This is a genomic window from Desulfococcus sp., from assembly GCF_041737845.1.
Lineage (GTDB): Bacteria > Desulfobacterota > Desulfobacteria > Desulfobacterales > Desulfococcaceae > Desulfococcus.
Genome location: NZ_JBGSQX010000107.1, coordinates 1 through 18043 on the forward strand (window position 1 = coordinate 1; position 18043 = coordinate 18043).

At 59.0% G+C, this 18043-nt stretch carries 12 protein-coding genes and 1 pseudogene; 2 read left to right on the forward strand and 11 right to left on the reverse strand.

Annotated elements, in window-relative coordinates; all coding sequences use genetic code 11:
* A pseudogene (locus ACEW8N_RS12080) lies at positions 1 to 213 on the reverse strand (IS1380 family transposase); the annotation flags it as partial.
* 635 nt (positions 214 to 848) lie between these two features.
* Between ACEW8N_RS12080 and rsgA the strand changes: the two are divergent.
* Together rsgA and ACEW8N_RS12090 are read left to right on the forward strand one after the other, a co-directional pair.
* Positions 849 to 1904: a ribosome small subunit-dependent GTPase A gene (rsgA, locus tag ACEW8N_RS12085; protein ID WP_373500080.1), complete on the forward strand. Its 1056-nt coding sequence runs from the start codon at positions 849 to 851 to the stop codon at positions 1902 to 1904.
* A 123-nt stretch (positions 1905 to 2027) separates the two neighbouring features.
* Positions 2028 to 3377 (forward strand): glycoside hydrolase family 15 protein, encoded by a 1350-nt coding sequence (locus ACEW8N_RS12090; protein WP_373500081.1) that lies wholly within the window; start codon positions 2028 to 2030, stop codon positions 3375 to 3377.
* A gap of 37 nt (positions 3378 to 3414) precedes the next feature.
* On the opposite strand, the gene ACEW8N_RS12095 is transcribed toward ACEW8N_RS12090, so the two are convergent.
* From ACEW8N_RS12095 to ACEW8N_RS12140, 10 genes are all read right to left on the reverse strand, one after another.
* Complete coding sequence (locus tag ACEW8N_RS12095) at positions 3415 to 4923, reverse strand: alpha-amylase family glycosyl hydrolase (protein WP_373500082.1); 1509 nt, start codon at positions 4921 to 4923, stop codon at positions 3415 to 3417.
* A gap of 9 nt (positions 4924 to 4932) precedes the next feature.
* Positions 4933 to 7674, reverse strand: coding sequence for a hypothetical protein (locus tag ACEW8N_RS12100; protein ID WP_373500083.1), 2742 nt, complete (start codon positions 7672 to 7674; stop codon positions 4933 to 4935).
* Positions 7675 to 7809: 135 nt separating this feature from the next.
* Positions 7810 to 9264 (reverse strand): hypothetical protein, encoded by a 1455-nt coding sequence (locus ACEW8N_RS12105; protein WP_373500084.1) that lies wholly within the window; start codon positions 9262 to 9264, stop codon positions 7810 to 7812.
* Positions 9261 to 10571, reverse strand: a complete 1311-nt coding sequence (locus ACEW8N_RS12110) for a KGGVGR-motif variant AAA ATPase (RefSeq protein WP_373500085.1) — start codon at positions 10569 to 10571, stop codon at positions 9261 to 9263. The genes ACEW8N_RS12105 and ACEW8N_RS12110 overlap by 4 nt, the downstream gene beginning before the upstream one ends.
* Positions 10568 to 10993, reverse strand: a complete 426-nt coding sequence (locus ACEW8N_RS12115; RefSeq protein WP_373500086.1) for a hypothetical protein — start codon at positions 10991 to 10993, stop codon at positions 10568 to 10570. The genes ACEW8N_RS12110 and ACEW8N_RS12115 overlap by 4 nt, the downstream gene beginning before the upstream one ends.
* A gap of 66 nt (positions 10994 to 11059) precedes the next feature.
* A complete protein-coding gene (locus ACEW8N_RS12120; protein ID WP_373500087.1) occupies positions 11060 to 12721 on the reverse strand; it encodes a chloride channel protein in 1662 nt (553 codons plus the stop codon).
* 68 nt (positions 12722 to 12789) lie between these two features.
* A complete protein-coding gene (locus ACEW8N_RS12125) occupies positions 12790 to 13491 on the reverse strand; it encodes a PTS sugar transporter subunit IIA (protein WP_373500088.1) in 702 nt (233 codons plus the stop codon).
* An 8-nt stretch (positions 13492 to 13499) separates the two neighbouring features.
* Complete coding sequence (locus tag ACEW8N_RS12130; RefSeq protein ID WP_373500089.1) at positions 13500 to 13985, reverse strand: metallophosphoesterase family protein; 486 nt, start codon at positions 13983 to 13985, stop codon at positions 13500 to 13502.
* Positions 13986 to 14122: 137 nt separating this feature from the next.
* Positions 14123 to 16378 carry a hypothetical protein gene (locus ACEW8N_RS12135; RefSeq protein WP_373500090.1) on the reverse strand — a complete coding sequence of 752 codons (2256 nt, stop codon included), beginning with the start codon at positions 16376 to 16378 and terminating at the stop codon, positions 14123 to 14125.
* Between the two features lie 24 nt (positions 16379 to 16402).
* Positions 16403 to 17842 (reverse strand): serine/threonine protein kinase, encoded by a 1440-nt coding sequence (locus ACEW8N_RS12140; protein ID WP_373500091.1) that lies wholly within the window; start codon positions 17840 to 17842, stop codon positions 16403 to 16405.
* Between the last annotated feature and the right edge of the window lie 201 nt (positions 17843 to 18043).

Below are 18043 nucleotides of genomic sequence, written 5' to 3' on the forward strand. Positions count from 1 at the left end.
CATGAATTCGGGCGCCCCATTGGAGTCATGGACGTTCCCCGGCCGATGGTACACATCGAAAAATTGGCCGGTCTGCGCCACTGTGCAGAACAAAGGGTAATAACTTCGGGCGCCCTTTTTTGCTTTGTTGAATCCGACGGCCGTGCCTTCTGCGTGGCCCTTGGTGGACAGGACAGAGCCATCGAAATCGAAGGTCAGACGTGAAAAACCTTCACGTTGAAGGCCAGCAATCACAAGGAAGTGAGTTGTTGATCCTCGAACCGGATCATCGGAATTTTGTGGAACTTTGCATGAATTTGTGATTTGCTGGATTTCACTTGCGGTGGCCTCCTGAATTTGGTTTTAAGTTGTCGTCGTAAACAAGTTATACCCACTATTCTCGGGCCTCCGCAAGCTTCTTTTTCCTTTCTTCCTCTCAAATTTATGCAACTATAGGGTCTATTCAAAGAGATGGGTGTAGTTGATACAATTCGGTTTTTGAATCAGTTTTCGCTTGGCCGAGGTGATTATACAAAAGAGCGTGAGAATTGGCTGGGTGACATAACCTTGGACGATGCCATCTCTCAAATAAAGCGGGGAAAAAAATAAAGCCCATCGGGACAGGGAATAGCCTCACGGCTACCCCCTCCCACGCCACCGGACGGACTGGTAACCTGCCGCGCGGCTCGGCTGATCAGGCAGAACGAGGCCCCTTTTGAAACAAGCCGAGCTGATCAAAACAGGCGTTCGGCATCGTGATCCCGGCCCACTTGACCTTACTCATCCGCCAGGCCCGCTTTCCGGGAACATCCCGTCAGGCGGGGGGAAAATGATAGATACCACGCGAAATTTCAGGTGATTACGACGAGATGAATCTAAGAGATCTGGGATTTGACGAATGGTTTGAAGCTCATTCCGCGGAGTTCCGCCAGGAGGGATGCGGCTTTGCCCGTATTTCCGCAGTGGATCGCGGCTCGTACCTTATAAAAAATGAGTCGAGAGAAGTCCCGGCTGAGCTGACAGGCAAGCTTGCTTATCAAATTGGAAGCACCGTCGATCTGCCATGTGTCGGAGATTGGGTGACGGCAAACTATTACAACAATGGCACGGCAGCCATCATCCACCGTGTGTTTCCGCGAAAGACGTTCCTGCGACGCAAGACCGCGGGTGAAAATGTCGACTACCAGATGATCGCAGCCAACATAGATACCGCTTATATCGTTCAATCCTGCCATGTCGACTTCAATCCGCGCCGGCTGGATCGGTACCTCGTCATGGCCGCCGACGGACATGTTGAACCGATTGCCATACTCACAAAAACGGATTTGATCTCCCGTGATGAATTGGATCAGAAGATTGCGATCATCAGCGCTGTCATCAAAGCAAAAGTGATCGCCCTGAGCAACATCACCGGGATCGGGTTTGATGCGTTTCAACATACGCTGTCTCCGGGAAAGACTTACTGTCTGCTGGGCTCATCAGGTGTCGGGAAGACGACGATCCTCAACCGCCTTATCGGCCGGGAAACCTTTGCCACAAAAGCGGTCAGCCTTACGGGAGAGGGCACCCATACGACCTCCCGTCGGCAGCTCATTGTTCTCAGCGGGGGCGCGATGCTGATTGACACACCGGGGATGCGGGAGTTGGGCATTGTTGGCGCGGGCGATGGGGTCGAAATGGGTTTTGAAGCATTTGTAGCACTTTCCGCAAACTGCCGCTATGCGAATTGCACCCATGAACATGAGCCCGGTTGTGCCGTGCGGGCCGCGATCGAGAATGGTGAATTGTCCGGGGATCGTTATTCCAGCTATATCAAGCTTAAGAAGGAGTCGGAATTCTACGGGATGTCCTACCTGGAAAAGCGAAAAAAGGAGAAAGCCTTCGGACGTTTCATCAAATCGGCTAAAAAACGGATGAAGGACTGAAAAACCCTCACCGATCGGGATGGGAAGCCGCCTCACGGCTATCCCTCCCATGCATCGAAAACCAAATCAATATCAAGGCCGGTCAACCGCGTTGCCCTGCCCTGATTCGGAGCGGCGTGCGCGATGATCATCCATAACGAACAAATCCGGGATCTGATTAAAGCAAGGTACACACCGGCGGACATCGACCGGATCCGCAACCTGCTGGATCAGCACCGTGTATTCCACTTCCCGGCCCTCCCCGGCGGGCTCTTCCCCGCCGCCTTGACCACCCCCGAAACCCGCCATACCGGGTATGCCAATGTCTGGGTTCGGGATAACGTCCACGTTGCCCATGCCCTATGGCAGACCGGCTGCCTTCAGGCAGCGGCCCGCACGGCCCGGGCCCTGGTGGCGCATTTCGAGCGCCAGATGGCGCGGTTTGACGCCGTTATTGCCGACCCGGCTTCCGCGGCCGACGTGATGAACCGCCCCCACATCCGGTTTGACGGCGCAGCAGAGTGCGACCTCGAAGAGACGTGGCCCCATGCCCAGAACGACGCCCTGGGCTATTTCCTGTGGCTGTATTCCAGGCTCGCCCAAGGCGGCCACGTCCCGGTCGGAGACCGGGAGGCTGAAGTGATCGCGCGATTTCCACAGTATTTTGCCGCCATTCGGTACTGGGAAGATGAAGACAGCGGGCACTGGGAAGAGGTCCGCAGGATTTCGGCCTCCAGCATCGGCACGGTGGTGGCCGGGCTGCGGGAGTTGAAAAAACTTCTCACCGGCCCCGCGCCCCCGGCGGCCCTGCGATCCATGCTGCCTGTCGGATGGGTTGACGCCCTGCTTGCCGCAGGGAAAACCCATCTGGAGGCCATCCTGCCGTTGGAATGCGTTCAGCCGGATCCCCGCAAGAAGCGGGAATACGACGCAGCACTCCTCTTTCTCATCCATCCTCTCGAAGTGGCGGAGGGCGCCGCGGCCGAACGGATCCTGGCAGACATCACCACTCACTTGCAGGGAGACTTCGGCATCAAGCGCTATCCGGGAGACTCCTTCTGGAGCGCGGACTACTGGAAAAACGTCAAGGCCTGGGATCGCACCGGCGAGGTCAGCGGCGATACGGCCCCGCGGGACCGCTGCTTCATCCCCGGCACCGAGGCCCAGTGGTGCATCTTCGATCCCATCGTTTCCGCCATTTACGGCAGGAGATACCAGCGGTATCGAAGGATCGAAGACCTCGACCGGCAAACCTTCCACATGAACCGCTCCCTGGGGCAGATCACCGGAGAGAATGCCCGGTGCGGGTTCGGTCCGGACCAGATCCGCATCGGCCCGTTCAAATGCCCGGAACTCTATCATGTTGAAATCGTCGAGTCCGGAAAGCCCGAAGTTCAGTCCAGCGAAGCCGCCCCCCTGCTGTGGACCCAGGCCAACCTGCTGCCGGCCCTCGGGATGATGGCGAGGAGCCTCGAGAAGATTCCACAAGACTGATCTCAGATCAAGGCATCCCGAAAGCCCTGCCGGCCGGCTATCGCTCCTCCGGGTCCGACGCAGCCGGGGAGAGTGCCTCCAACCGGAACACATGGCAGGCCCAGGCCGGCATGTCCAGGTAGAGCCCCCGGGAGGCGAGATCGCCCCCATCCCGCTCGTAGACACTCTCTCCCATCTGATCCCTCAAACGCCAGGTCTGCTCCTTGAGATCGGTCCAGGGGAGGGCGACGTAGCACTGGCTCTGGTGCTCCGAGTAGTTGACCGCAACCAGGCGCTTTCCGCCGCCCTCCCCGGTCCAGGAAAAGGCGATGAAGCCGTCCGAGGTCCAGTTGCCGTCCCAGGCGGGGCGGCAGTCGAGCAATTGCCACCGGCCTTCGCGCACGACCGGCTGACGCAGCTCGGCCAGCAGCCGGTCGTAGAAGGCTTCCAGCCGCGGGTCGACCGGCTCCTCCGGCCCTCTGGCCAAATGGGGGGAGATGCGTTTCCTCCGCCCCTCGAATTGCCCCTGGTGGAAGAATCGCATGCCGGGGGTGAAGCAGGTGACGACGGCCGCGGCCTCATGCACCTCCGGCGCGAAGGTCGCGGCCGCCCGGGGTTCGTCGTGGTTTTCCAGGAAGCGGACCGATTTGTCCTGGAAATCCGGGTCGGCGCGAAGATGGTCGCGCACCGGCCCGGCATGACCGTGGCGGAGGCGGTCGTACAACCGTTTGTCGTAGGTGTAATCAAATCCCTGCTGCTGGAGCGTCCATTCCAGATCCCAGTAGACCTCGGCCATGAAGCGGAATTCCGGAAACCGCCCGCGCACCCGCTGTGTTGCCGCGGGCCAGAAGGGCTGCGTCCGGACGCCCCATGTCCGTTCAAATACCTCCGGCAGGACCAGCATGGCCATATCGCAGCGCACGCCGTCGCATTGCCCGGCGATCCTCTCCAGCTCGCCGATCATCGCCTGCTGCAATTCCGGGTTGCCGTAGTTGAGCTGCAAGGTGTCGGGCCAGCCGTCAAAGTACGGGTCCCGGCCGAAGGCCAGCACCAAGGGCCCATTTTTCGTCTGCACGCGGCAGTAATTCTGCGGGGAGCCTGCCAAATCCGCCTCGCTGCCATGGACAAAGTAATTCGGGTGCTCGTCGATCCACGGGTGATCCGGGGCCATGTGGTTCGGGACAAAGTCGAGCATCAGCTTCAGTCCGCGTTTTTCCAGCCGCTGCCGCAACCCTGAAAGGGCCTCGGCCCCGCCCAGATCGCGATGAAGGGTGTAGCCTTGGATGGCGAAACCGGAGCCGGCGATGTCTTCGTCCTTGAGATCCGGCAGGGTTTCGGCGAACTCACGACACCATTCGGGATTCGCTCGCGAGATCGCCTGTGCCGAAGGGCCGGTCTGCCAGACGCTCAGCAGCCAGATCCAGTCAAAGCCCAGTTCCGCCAGGCGATCGCATTCGGCGTCGGGGACGTCATCCAGCGTCGCAGCCCGTCCCAGCTTCCGGGACAGTTCCGTCAGCCGGACACGGGTGTTGATCTGGTAAAGCGAAGGGTAACGAATATCGGCCATGGTTCCTCCTTATTTTGCACCGGTCTGTTCACCGCCCACCTGCTCCCGGAAGATCCGGGTGATCGCTTTCCCTCGCTCGGTCTCCAGGGCGGTTTTGGGATCGATCCGCCCGAACACGTCCAGGAGGAGGGCGACCAGGCCGGTCCACCCCGTCTGGTGGCTGGCCCCGAGCCCCGCCCCGTTGTCCCCTTGGAAATACTCATAAAACAGGATCAGGTCACGCCAGTGCGGGTCGTCCTGGAACTTGGCCGTCCCCCCATAAACCGGCCGCCGCCCCTGGGCATCGCGCAGAAACGTGCCCGCCAGCCGGCGGGAGAGCTCCTGCGCCACCTCGAAGAGCGTCATGTGCCGGCCGGACCCGGTCGGACACTCGACCTTGAATTCGTCGCCGTAAAACAGGTACAGGTTCAACAGCGCCCGGATGATCAGCGCATTGACCGGCATCCAGACCGGACCCCGCCAGTTGGAGTTCCCGCCGAACATCCCCGTGTTGGATTCACCCGGCAGGTACTGCACCTTATACTCCTGATGACCCACCCAAAAAATGAAGGGATGCTCCAGGTGAACCCGCGAGAGGGAACGGATCCCGTGGGGCCCCAGAAACTCATTCTCGTCGAGCATGTACCCGAGCACCCGAGTGAGCTTCTTTTTGTTGAGGATCGACAGCAGTCGCCGGTCCTTGTAGCCGATGAACCCCTCGTCGGTCGGAGCCACCTGGGATACCAGCTCGGGATGCCGTTTGCGGAACAGGGCGATCATCTCCGCCAGTTTCGGATAGCGCGTCAGGTAATCTCCCTCGAACACGGTGGATGCGCAGAGCGGCAGCAGCCCCACCAGCGACCGTACCTTCAACCGCATGGCCTGGCCGTCCGGCAGGCGCAGCAGATCGTAGAAAAAGCCGTCCTCTTCATCCCACATCTCGTCGTGATGGACGCCGATGCGATCCATGGCGTAGGAAATCCACATGAAATGCTGGATGAACTTGAAGGCAAACTCCTCGTAGATCGGGTCGTGTTCGGTCAGGATCAGGGCGATCTCGAGCATGCACTGGCAGTAGAACGCCATCCAGGCGGTGCCGTCCGCCTGCTCCAGCGACCCGCCCGTCGGAAGCTGCGCGCTGCGGTCGAAGACGCCGATGTTATCCAGCCCCAGAAAACCGCCGGCGAAGACGTTTCGCCCGGCGGGGTCCTTCCGGTTCACCCACCAGTTGAAGTTCTGCATCAACCCCTGAAAGGACCGCTCCAGGAACCGCAGGTCCGCCCGGCCCAGCGACTGCTCCATTTTGAACAGGTAGAGCGTGGCCCAGGCGTGCACCGGGGGATTCACGTCGCTGAAGTTCCATTCGTAGGCCGGAATCTGGCCGTTGGGGTGGAAATAGAGATTGCGCAGCATCAGCAGAAGCTGCTCCTTGGCAAAGTCAAAATCCACCAGGGCCAGGGCGGTCGTGTGGAAGGCCAGGTCCCAGGCCGCATACCACGGATACTCCCACTTGTCGGGCATGGAGATGATGTCGGCGTTCAGCATGTGGAACCATTCCATGTTCCGCATGCTGTGCGGGGCAGCGTCGAGCAGCGGATGGCTCTTGTGCTCGATCAGCCACTGCTCCAGGTCGAAGTAATAGAACTGCTTGCTCCAGAGCATGCCCGCCAGTGCCTGGCGGTGCACCCGGCGCTCGTCTTCGGAGAGCGATTGCGGCGTGATCCTCTGGTAGAATTCGTCCGCGTCCGCGACCCGACTCTTGAAGACCCCGTCGAAGCCCTTGAAGGCATCGTCCGAGGAAGCGGCCGCGAGCCGCAGGCAGACCGTCTTGCTGCCGCCGCCGGGCACGTCGAGGGCATAGTGGGCCGCGGCCTTGGTCCCAGCCCTGGCGGGATTCACCGCTTCGCCCCGTCCCTCGATGATGTACGTGTGGAAAGCATCCTTGACATAGGAAGAAGCGCTGGGCTGATTCCACAGACGCTGGGCATTGCTCTCGTTCTCGGTGAAGACCAGCTCCGGGGCGCCGTCGCAGTAGAGCCAATACTCGCCCAGCTCCGGGTGTGACGTCTGGATAACGCCCGGCGCCGCCTGGCGCAGGGACGGCTTTTTATCGTCCTCCCCCCACGACCAGGTGTTCCGGAACCAGAGCGTCGGCAAGACCCGCAGCCGCGCCGCTTCCGGCCCGCGGTTGTACACGGTGATGCGCACCAGGATCTCTTCCGGGCCCTCCTTCGCATACTCGACGAAAACATCGAAATACCGGTCGTCGTCGAAGATCCCGGTATCGAGCAGCTCATACTCGAACTCTTCCCGCGACCGCTCGCGGTTCCTCTCGATCAAATCGCGGTAGGGATACTCCCCCTGGGGATACTTGTAGAGGTACTTCATGTACGAGTGGGTGGGCGTACTGTCGAGGTAGAAGTAATACTCCTTCACGTCCTCGCCGTGGTTCGCCTCGCTGTTGGTGAGCCCGAACAGGCGCTCCTTCAGGATGGGATCGCGCTCGTTCCAGAGCGCGAGGGCAAAGCACAGCCGCTGCCGGTCGTCGCAGATGCCCCCCAGTCCGTCCTCACCCCACCGGTAGGCCCGCGAGCGCGACTGGTCATGGGTGAAATAATCCCAGGCGTTTCCGTCCTCGCTGTAGTCCTCGCGCACCGTTCCCCACTGGCGCTCGCTCAGGTAGGGCCCCCATTTTTTCCAAGGGATTCCCGCTTCCCGGGCCTCATTCAGCCGCTTCTGCTCGGTGACGTCCACGAAATTATTCTTTTTCATACGTTTCACCTTTCTTATGGGTTCGCCATGCGTCCCTCAACGGTTCCCTTCATGCTGCGAGTACTGATAGACTTCTATCTTTATTTTAGAGATTTTCATATAGGACTTTGGTCGTATTCATCGAGCTCTCCATGCTTATCGCGCCGCCGGTTTCACACCGCCGCGGCGGCCGATGCCATAGCCGACCCGGTAAACATCGGGAATATTGATCCGATCGGCGGAGAGCCGCTCGATCAAGCCAAGGCTTGCCAAATCCGCTAAAACCCCCTCGGATCCGACATGGATATGTTCCGGAGGCAGACGAACGGCAGCCGCTGCAATACTATGTTCGAGGCCATTCAATACATTGTGTTCTTTCCAAATCCGCTTGATTTCGTCGGCATGGCAAGGGACCGAGATTCCAGACAAGGGCTCAAAGAGCGTCTGAACCCACGGGTAGTCTTCCTGCATCTCCCTGACACGAATTTTCGATGCCTCCTGCACACCTCGCTTGATGTTTTCATAGTGAAGCGCGAATGGCTGCTCTGATCTTTCCTTCTCAGAGGCGGCGTGACGAAGAGCCGCAAGAAAGCTTCGCGGACTGACTTGATTTCTGGTGTCACCGAGATGGTTCGGGAGCCATGTGTACGGGAATCCACGCCTTCGGTCCCGCCCCATCCAGGGGCCGGTCATGGCATGAAACACCCTTCGCTGCATACTTTCATCCGTACGCAATTTCTCCGGAACCACCCAGACCCCTTCAGTATTGCGCCATTTCACGGAGGTCAATTTCTCACATCCCTCTCGAAAAATACCAAGCGTTGCCTCATTGGCCAGATGCTGCCATAAAAGACCATACAGTTCGATCCTGGGCCAATAGAGTTCCGTTTTCTGCGACAGCATTTTTGAGGAATCCGGAAATGCCGCGACTTCCGGGTCTTCAATCTGATCCGGCCGTACAAACATTTTCAGCCGGATTCGGTGGGATGAACGAAAATCCAGCACAGTCTGCAGAAGCCCGCGGATCAGTTGATTCATCGTCTTCCAGTCGTCTGCGGTGCGGTCGAGGGCATCGAAGAGAACCAGATGATAGGTTTGTCGTGATTCCAATTCGTTATCAACTTGGTAGAAAAACTGTTCCACCGGTTCCGGATTCTCTTTCAGCCAACCGATCCGGTCTTTCCATCTGTTCAGTGAGTTGAACTCCTCCGGAAGACGTCCACCACCGATCTGTTTTAAAACTACTGTCCGCCATATGGAGCGTGCTTCGAATTCCACCAGCAAACGGGTAAGCGTGTCTTTTCCGGGATAATCGTCCGGTTGTGGTCTCTCTCCAAACCCAGTGGAAACTTTTGTATTCCGGTTCAATCCGATGTCTTTGCCGACGGTTTCACGGTGTTCAGGTTTCTGAAGCGCAGACCACCAGAAGCTTTTGCCGGAACCTCGAATCCCGACCACGAGCATACTTTCCGGCCGCAGCGCCTTGGCATGGGTTGCAGGAAGGTAGGTAAAACGCAGTTCGGGTTCATTACCGTGACGGGAGGTATCTTCCGGGAGCGCGTTGACGATAACCTCTCTTAGCTGATGAGGAAACTTGTAGTCACTCGTCATAAGCCACTCTCCTCGTCAGTCGGCATCACCAACCGGTCCGCCGCATCCATGAATATTCCCAGCGCTTCAACGGCGGTTTTCTCCCCTATACCAGTCGATGATGCCGCGGGATTAAACTCCTGCAATGCCCGATGCCAAAATACAGGCAGGGGATAATGGGGTGCTTCCTCATTGTTGAGATCGAAATTGAAGGCGTCTTCAGCAGTTGCAGCCGCTTCATCGTAGAGATAATCGCGGAAAAGATCCCAGGAATGTTCTCGGAATCGCTTTAAATATTCGTCCCGGTCTGTTTCCGGAACCATGGAGGCGACGATCTGAAGCTTTTCACGTATGGAAGCCAACCCGGGATGCCGCTTCCAGTGGCTAAATAAAAAAGAATAGGCTTTCCATGTCTGGGAACTGTCCACGGCAAAAAGAAAGGATTGAGCGTCCATGCGGGTGATCACTGTGGCGGCAATGTCGTGGATACCGGCTCGGCTGTCCAGGATAACAATATCAGGCCTTTCTGATTCCTCGAATAACGTCACCATACGTTCCAGGCGATTGCCCCAGGACGCATTATTCGCGCTGGCTGTATCCGCATAGCATCGAGCCAGCTTTGGCAGATATTCATCCGTTTTACGGCCGAAAGCGGGAACAATTCGAATTTCACCCGACAGTTCGCGGGCGACGGGACTGATCGCAATCATCTCGCGTTCGATAAACGCGGCTTGGCCGACTCCGTCTTCGACGAACCAGTCCACGATGCCGAAATCCGACAATAACTCCTTCGGCAAGATCGTGCTGCTCACTCCCGGGCTCTCCAGATCCAGGTCGAAGATCAAGACCTTCTTTCCCTGCTTGGCAAGTCTCCATGCCCAAATGACAAGAGCGGTTGATCGGCCTACACCGCCTTTGATACCGAAAAACGCAGCCCGGGGGTTAGATGTTGTGCGATTGTAGGAGTCTTTGAGCCAGTCCTGTCCAATAATCTGCCGATCGAGCAGATGAATCGTCATGCCTTTCCCCTGATAAAGAACAACACGATCATTGAGTTCAGAATCAGCAACAGCAAGATTTTTGCTGTACAACACCATCGTTTCCGGTGGGAAACCGTAATTACCGAGAATCATGCTCAAGTCGGCACCAAGGGCCACGATTGCATCTTTTTTATCCTTATAATCATCTTCGCCTATAGGCAGCAATACGCGGATTCGACCCCGAAGATCACGCACCAGGGTGATCTCCTTGCTGATGTTGCCGGCTTGTTTCACCTTTTCTATCGCCGCTGTCAGCGCCTGTGCAAAAAGCATGGTTTTCGTATTCATGACACCACTCCATCGAGTATGGCCTGACTTAGAACAAGTTTGGTCTTCTCGGCCCCGTTCTTGTGATTTTGAAGCATAATATTCGTAATATCTGACCGATGACAATAGCGTCGGTTTACGTCCCAGTCGTGAAAGGGATTCGAGATCGGATCTATGACCGCCGCATATTTGGCGCCGTTTCGGCCTTGGGCAAATGTGTGAAACTGGCCCCACAACTGGTTGATGTGCACGGCATAAGGATCTTCCGGCTTATCCCGTTTCTTGGTATGCATTTGCATCCCCAACCCCAACATGACCGCCTTGAGCGCGCATTCGGCGGCCAAACCGAAAATATGATCCGCATTGGCCGGGCGCTTTACCGTCAAGAGATGGTTTGCATCGTCGAAATGACGATCTGCGGCGTCCCGGTAATCCGTCGGCATCGCTTTTCCCCTCCATACCCAAGCGTTTGTCACCCGTTTGATTTGAAGTTTTTCCAACAGCCGGGGCTACCGGCAGGTCTGTACCCGCAGCTCCTGGCGGTACCGGTCCAAAAGCGTCGCCTTGGAGATCATGCCGACAAACCGCCGGTTGGAAATAACCGGCAGGCTGAAGAGATGCTTTTCGTCCATGCGCTGGAGCACGTCGGTCAGGTCCTCGTCCAGGTGAACCACCTCGGTCTCCGTATTGAGGATCTGCTCCAGAACCACGGCGTCGTACATGCCCGGGTTGAACAGGTAGGGGCGGATATCGTCCAGGTGGATCATCCCTACGAAGCGGCCGGTTTCGGCATCCTCCACCGGGAAATAATTCCGCCGGGAGCGCTTGACGATCTCGATGAAGTCCCGAAGCAGCATGTCCGGCGCGACGGGGATGCAGTCCTTCTCCAGAAGTTCAAGGATGCTCAGGTCCGAGAGCACCCGCCCGTCGGTCCCGGGCCGGAGAAGCTGCCCCTTGTCCACCAGCTCCTTGAGGTAAAAGGAGGCCGGTTCGATCACCTGGCAGGCCGATGAGGCGATGGTGGACACGATGATGAGGGGCAGGATCACCCCGTAACCGCCGGTGATTTCGATGATGAGGAAGATGGCGGTCAGGGGGGCCTGGAGCATGCCGCTGATGAGGCCCGCCATCCCCAGGAGCGCGAAGCACCCCTCGTTGACCCACGGAACGGACGGCCAGACGGCGGTGAGCGCCCGGTGAAAGGTCAGCCCCGCCAGGCTTCCGATCACCAGGGCCGGCGCGAAAATGCCGCCGGAGCCCCCCCACCCCAGGGTGAAAGCGGTGGCGGCGATCTTCGCCAGCATCCCCGCCGCCGCCAACAGCAGCCCCGGCGTGTAGACCCCGTCGATCATCTCCTGGATGGCATGGTATCCCTCCCCCAGGGCCACCGGGAAAAAGATGCCGATGACGCCGACCACCCCGCCGCCGATGGCGGCCCGGACCCATACCGGCAGGGGCACCCGCGCCGACCGGCGGTGCATGCTCCGGAGGCCATGGGTCAGGAGGATGGCGGCCAGGGCGCAGAGCAGCGCCAAGCCGAAGCTGGCCAGGGTGTCGGGAAACCCGACCTCGAACCGGAGGTGCTCAAAAAGGCTCCGGTTGCCCTGGAGAACCCGGGAGATCTCGGCGCCGGCCACCGACGCGATGGCGATGGGGATGATGTTGCGCGCGGTCCATTCCCCCAGGATCACCTCCACGGTAAATACCATGCCGGTGATGGGGGCGTTGAAGATCGATGCGATCGCGCCCGCGGCGCCGCAGCCCACCAGGGTGATCCGCTGGCGCTCATTGAAGGAGAGAAGACCGGCGATCCTGGAGCCGATGGCGGCGCCGCTCATGACGACCGGGGCCTCGGGACCGGCCGAACCGCCGCTGCCGATGGTGAGGCAGCTTGAGATCAGGCGGGAAAAGCTCGATCGGAAGCGGAGCAGGCCGCCGTACCGGGAGACGCTGTAGATGACCTCGGGGACGCCGTGTCCCGCGCCTTCCTTGACGATCTTGTTCATGAAGAGGGAGGAGAGCATCGCCCCGCCGGCCGGCAGGGCGACCCCCCACCAGAGATGGCGGAAAGGCGCGGTATGGTCGAGGAGGGCGGTGAGTGCGCGGCTCAGGGCCATGGCGGCCAGACCGCTGCACGTGCCGACGACGATGCCCATGAGAATGAGCAGCATCCGGTCGTCCAACCGAAAGATGCGCCATTTCCCCGGACGGCGAAAAGGGACCAGCCGCATGGAGCGCCCTACACCAGCCCCTTCTGGTCCAGCGTCCGCTCGAAGGCGTCGATCCGTGCCAGGAGGGCATAGGTTTCAGGGGCGCCCTTGAGAAAGGCGACAAAGGCGTCGTCCCGCACACAGAACGACAATCGGGACAGAATCTGAAGATGCTGCCGGGAGGTGGGGCTCAACAGGACGAACAACACGAAAACCGGCCGGTTGTCCACGGCCCGGTAAGGGATCGGCGCATCGAGGAAGCAGGTGACGACCACGGACCGGCTGCCTTCCCGGCAAAAAGGCGTACGGGGATGGGGGATGGCGATGCCTTTCCCGATCCCCGTGGATGTCAGACGCTCCCGATCCAGGAGCCTCTCCAGGATCTTTGCTCTCTCCTCCGGCGAAAACCCCGCCATGGCGTCCACCGCCGACGTCAGCACATCCTCCGCCGTGCCGCCGCGGACGCCGTAAAGGACGCCGCCCGCCTTCATCGCCGAGAGAAGCGTTTCGTTTTCGGGGGACTCGGACGAACCGGAATCGCGTTCCGAAAAGACATCCTGGTCTGAAAAAACGAGGTTATGCGCTTTTGCCCATTTTTCAAGGGCCGAACGGTCGAAACTGCAGGTGTGGCCGCTCCGCACCATGGGGATCCGCCCCTGGCGGATCCACCGCTCCACCGTGGACAGGGGAAGATCCAGGCTTCTGGCGACGTCGTTGATGGTCAGTTTCATAGGTGCCGTCACGGGGTGAAGGTGAGGATCCGGGGCGCCAGGGTCACGCCGTTGATTTCGAGAAGCGCCGCGGATACGGGGTAATCGAAGCGGCGCGGGCCGATGCTGCCCGGATTCAGGTACAGCACGCCGTTTCGGGTTTCGATCAGCGGTTGATGGGTATGGCCGCTGATCACGGCATCCACGCCGGCGACCCGGGGGTCCATATCGAGATCGTTGAGATCGTGGAGCACCGCCAGCATGACTCCCCCGACGGAAACCATCTCGAGGAGCGGAAGTACATCCTCGGCCCATCGGCCGTCCGTGTTCCCCCGCACCGCGATGACCGGCGCCATCTTTTTCAGCTCCCGGAGCACCTCCTCCCGGCCCACGTCCCCGGCGTGGATGATGAGATCCACCGTTTCAAAGGGCGGGTAGACACAATCCCGAAGCATCCCATGGGTATCCGATAACACACCCACCCGGTAGCTGTCTTTTTCTTTCAGCGCAATCATGACGATACGGCCCCGTCTCCCCTCCCGGCCCTTCGGATGAAAGGCTTCTGTTTGCATAGTCCATAAAATTAATGCCGTTAACTATCGATGCAAGGCCCCGCGGCGGGGGACGGAAGGTTTTTCCACCCGGACGGCCGTCAGAGGGACGCTTCCGACGGAAGGCTCTCCGCGACGGCCCGCAGCTTGGGGTTGGTGCATATCTCGTAGTACTTCCTCCGAGAAACCCCCCTTGGGCTGAACTGCTCCGCGTCGATCTTGACGATGGGGGCCTCGCGGATCACCAGGCGCTGGTATTCGCCGTTGATCAGCGGAAATTTCGCCGTATGGAATTTCATCCGGGACCGCTCGCTGGCCGTGGCTGTGTTTACGGTGAACGGCCGCAGTTGGATCTCCTCCTGCAATTTCTGGAAGCCGGCCTCGCTCAGCTCGATGCCGTTGACGTTAAACCGCAGAAAGATATCGTCCTCCGTCCGCACGACCGCTTCATCCGAAACCGATTGGAACACGTACAGGTTGAACGGCACGCTTTTTTGGAAGAGCGCCTGTTTCAGGGGCTTGGAGCATCCCGAAAGACGGTCCGCGATGTTGATGGCTGCGGAGATCATGATGCGCTGATCGCCGTCGAACAGAAAGGCGGGCCGGCCGGGGGCGTAGGTGATGCCGATGCCCAGTTCGATATTCGGGAGCCGGTACTTTTCGTTTCTCAGGTTGCAGTTCCTGACGATGGACAGGATGCTGGCGGCCAGGCCGCACGCCCGGGCCACGCTGTATCGGCCGACCGGATCATCCTCGCGCTCGAAAATCGAGAGGATGATGGCGTCCCCTTCGACAAAGACCTTCTCCGCGCCATAATCCGGAAGGATCTCCGTGATGGGGTCGAAAAAGTTGAGGCTGAAATACGATGCCGGATTCAAGTCGCGCGACATCATCCGGTGGGTGATGGTCGTGGATCCGCGAACATCCGCCTTGAGGATGACATGGCTTGCGATGGGCTTCTCCTGGAAACGCCGCTCATGGGGGAGCAGAAATTCGTGGAGGGTGTTGTTCACCCGGGAGAGGTTGACGATCTTCGCCTCGGCCGTGAGATTGATCTGCGCCATCGCCTTCCGGATAACGGCGTAATGCTGGTAATCCCTGTGGAATTGAACAAAATTTTTGAGAAATCGGATAATGTACCCGTATTCCCGCTTCACGCGCATCCACCAGATCCTCCAGCGGATCTGATGGAGCGTTTTCATCGAAAACGGTTTTTCATAAAGCTTTCCCAACTGCCGCAGCCGGATGGAGACGTTTTTTCTCACCCTCCGGTCGATGAGAAACTGGGCGATCAACTGGGGCACCAGCGGCGGGCAGAAGTCGAGATAGACGGGCTGCATCTCATAGACGGCAAGGATCTTTTCCGTCACGCCCTTTCTGCCGAGTTCCCGGCAAAGCACCGAGAGCCTGGCCTTCTGTTCAGCGGCCAGCTTTTTCAGGGGGCGGGCATCCTCGCCATGGCCGGATTTCATGGCTGACCGGCATCGGTAGGCGGTCTGGAAGCAGTTGAACAGGAGATCAATCTGTTCCTCCTTTTTCAGCCACCCGTCCTCGGGGGGCGGTTCCCCGGGATCCGCAGGATGAGGCGAACCGGAATGCCGTTTTTCGCGGATGTCGACCAGGATTTTCCCGAAGGTGGAGAGCAGTGCCTCGTAGCGGTCCGGGTCCTCCGGCCGGTGCCCGAACATGATCTCGTAATGCTTGAGGGTGAAATAATCGTCGAAAGGATCCTCCCCGAAGAGCATGGGATTGGCGAAGACCGCGTCGGGAACCACCGTCCGCTCCCCGAAATTGATGCGGCGCATCTCGTTCAAATCCCTCTGGTTGACTTCTTTCAAAACCAGAAAGATCTCCCGGCCGGTCATATGAATGGATTTTTCCCGGTTTTCCTGCAGGGCGAACATTTTCTTTTCGAGGTCCACCGCCTCATCCCGATTGTTCGAGAGCTCGTATCCCCGGATGATATCCTTGAGGCGCCCCAGAAAATTGTCAAACTGGGCCGAAAGGCTGTCGAGAAGCAGCTTGATCACCGAAATCTGCAGCAGGCTGTCGATCTGGGTTTCACGCTCCGATTTTGCGCGGCTGATGGCATATAAAGATATTTCCCGATATTGCCGCCTGAACTGCTCCCGACCCCTGGAGAAGCTCGATTGCTTCTCAATGTTCAGGGCTTCCTCCGTTTGGGTCTGTTTCACCATGACCTGGAAAATGAAGTTGCGGACGGCCTTGCAGAACTCGGCGCTGAAATAGACATCATTCCGGATGTTGTCGACGCCGGTCTTGAGCCGGTTCAGAGACAGATCCAGGGTGCGGGCGCCCAGATCGATCGTGCTGGAGGATGATGGTTTCTTCTGCAATGTTCTCCGCCTGATGCAAATGCGTCAAAAATGAATGGAAGGCCCGTGGAAGACCGTCAACGGGCGCCCGGCTTCGCCCGACGCCCTCGGCGCACGGCCGCAAACGGCCCTGACGTGGAAATAGGCCGTATGGTCATGCCAGGCGACAAACCCGAGATCCAGGCTGACATACCACGCCGCGATGTGGGAACTTGCATCGCAGCTCCAGAGCCGGCGCTGGGTTCCATCAAATACCCTGGGGATGCAGAGATCCGCCCCGTGGGGTGTTTTCACGAGGAGCGTCATGAGTTCGGCCACCGTGGGCAGCCGCCAGTCCGTCCGGCCCGCAAATGCGCGTGCATTGAGGCTTCGGACGTAGTCAAGCGCCCGGTCCCGGGTCAGGGGATATTCCGATCCGGACCGCTCCCACTGGAGCCCGGCGGCCAGGTCGACCACGACCTCCCCCCGGACTGCAAAGTCGCCGGTTGCGTATGTCTCCGGCCGCCAGAGGTCGTCCAGCCCGAAAACCGCCCGTGCGTTTTTGGGAGAAACCTTGAGCGGAGAGATTCTCGGCGCATCCTTTACAGGGGCCGCGGCGCCGCCCGCCGTCGTCGGGCCGCCGCTTTCCGCGCCCCCGCCCGTCAGGTCCGGAGAACGGCAGATCCCCTCCTGCTTCAGGACCCACCCGGCATGGATCTCCGCCAATGCCGCCAGCATCTCCCCGGCCCGCCGGAACCGCTTTTCGGGGGAAGATTCGATGGCGGTCAGGATAACCCGGTCCCAGGACTCATCCAGATCCGGGTTGATCCGGCTCGGCGGTTCGGGATCGCTCATGGGGAGCATTCCGGTCAGCATCCGGTAGAGCATCACCCCCACCGGAAAGAGGTCTGCGCTGAAATCGACGGCATCCGGGTCCTTCTCCTGTTCCGGCGGCGCATACCAGGGTGTCCCCACCTTGAGGTTTTCAGGCCCCTTGAAGGTGTCTCCCTTCAGCCTGGAGAGCCCGAAATCGCAGATCTTGACGGTGTCATGGTCGGTGATCAGGATATTGAACGGCTTGATGTCCCTGTGAATGACACCGGCATAATGGAGGCATGCCAGGCCTTCCAGGATCTGGCGGGCATAATGCACCGCCTTTTCCGTCGGGATGCGGCGTGAGGGCTTTTCCATTTCATAGCCCTCCCCGATCATGGTGCCCAAGTTGCTGCAATAGTAATCCATGGTGTAGAAGGGCATGCCGTCGGCCTCGTCAAAATCCCACACCTCGGGAAGGCAGGGGTGCCTCAGATTGGCCATGGTGACGGCTTCCCGGATAAACATCTCCCGAATCCGTTCCATGCCCATCATGTCGACGAGGAGCGGATTCGGCATGAGCAGTTTCAGTGCAACAATCCTGCCCGTAACCGGCATCTCGACCTTGTACACCCGGCCCATGCCGCCGCGGCCCAACTGCCCCCGGGCGATATATCTTCCTATTTTTTTCATGCGTTTCGTTTTTCCCGAAGAGCGTCAGGCTCCATAAATTAAATTATAACGATAATATCGATCTTTGATCAATAACAAAAAAAATATAGTAACTTTTTTGCTTGTTCTCAATCCGATTGTGGCATATCGTTTCGTCAAGAGACTGACCGCACGGCGTTTTTTTTCCAGGCATGCGTCGGATTTACATAATCCCCCCATGGC

Excerpts from the sequence above, each read along its gene's own strand:
- rsgA (WP_373500080.1), top strand. The coding sequence starts at position 849 with ATGAATCTAAGAGATCTGGGATTTGACGAATGGTTTGAAGCTCATTCC.
- ACEW8N_RS12090 (WP_373500081.1), top strand. The coding sequence starts at position 2,028 with ATGATCATCCATAACGAACAAATCCGGGATCTGATTAAAGCAAGGTAC.
- ACEW8N_RS12095 (WP_373500082.1), bottom strand. The coding sequence starts at position 4,923 with ATGGCCGATATTCGTTACCCTTCGCTTTACCAGATCAACACCCGTGTC.
- ACEW8N_RS12100 (WP_373500083.1), bottom strand. The coding sequence starts at position 7,674 with ATGAAAAAGAATAATTTCGTGGACGTCACCGAGCAGAAGCGGCTGAAT.
- ACEW8N_RS12105 (WP_373500084.1), bottom strand. The coding sequence starts at position 9,264 with ATGACGAGTGACTACAAGTTTCCTCATCAGCTAAGAGAGGTTATCGTC.
- ACEW8N_RS12110 (WP_373500085.1), bottom strand. The coding sequence starts at position 10,571 with ATGAATACGAAAACCATGCTTTTTGCACAGGCGCTGACAGCGGCGATA.
- ACEW8N_RS12115 (WP_373500086.1), bottom strand. The coding sequence starts at position 10,993 with ATGCCGACGGATTACCGGGACGCCGCAGATCGTCATTTCGACGATGCA.
- ACEW8N_RS12120 (WP_373500087.1), bottom strand. The coding sequence starts at position 12,721 with ATGCTGCTCATTCTCATGGGCATCGTCGTCGGCACGTGCAGCGGTCTG.
- ACEW8N_RS12125 (WP_373500088.1), bottom strand. The coding sequence starts at position 13,491 with ATGAAACTGACCATCAACGACGTCGCCAGAAGCCTGGATCTTCCCCTG.
- ACEW8N_RS12130 (WP_373500089.1), bottom strand. The coding sequence starts at position 13,985 with ATGATTGCGCTGAAAGAAAAAGACAGCTACCGGGTGGGTGTGTTATCG.
- ACEW8N_RS12140 (WP_373500091.1), bottom strand. The coding sequence starts at position 17,842 with ATGAAAAAAATAGGAAGATATATCGCCCGGGGGCAGTTGGGCCGCGGC.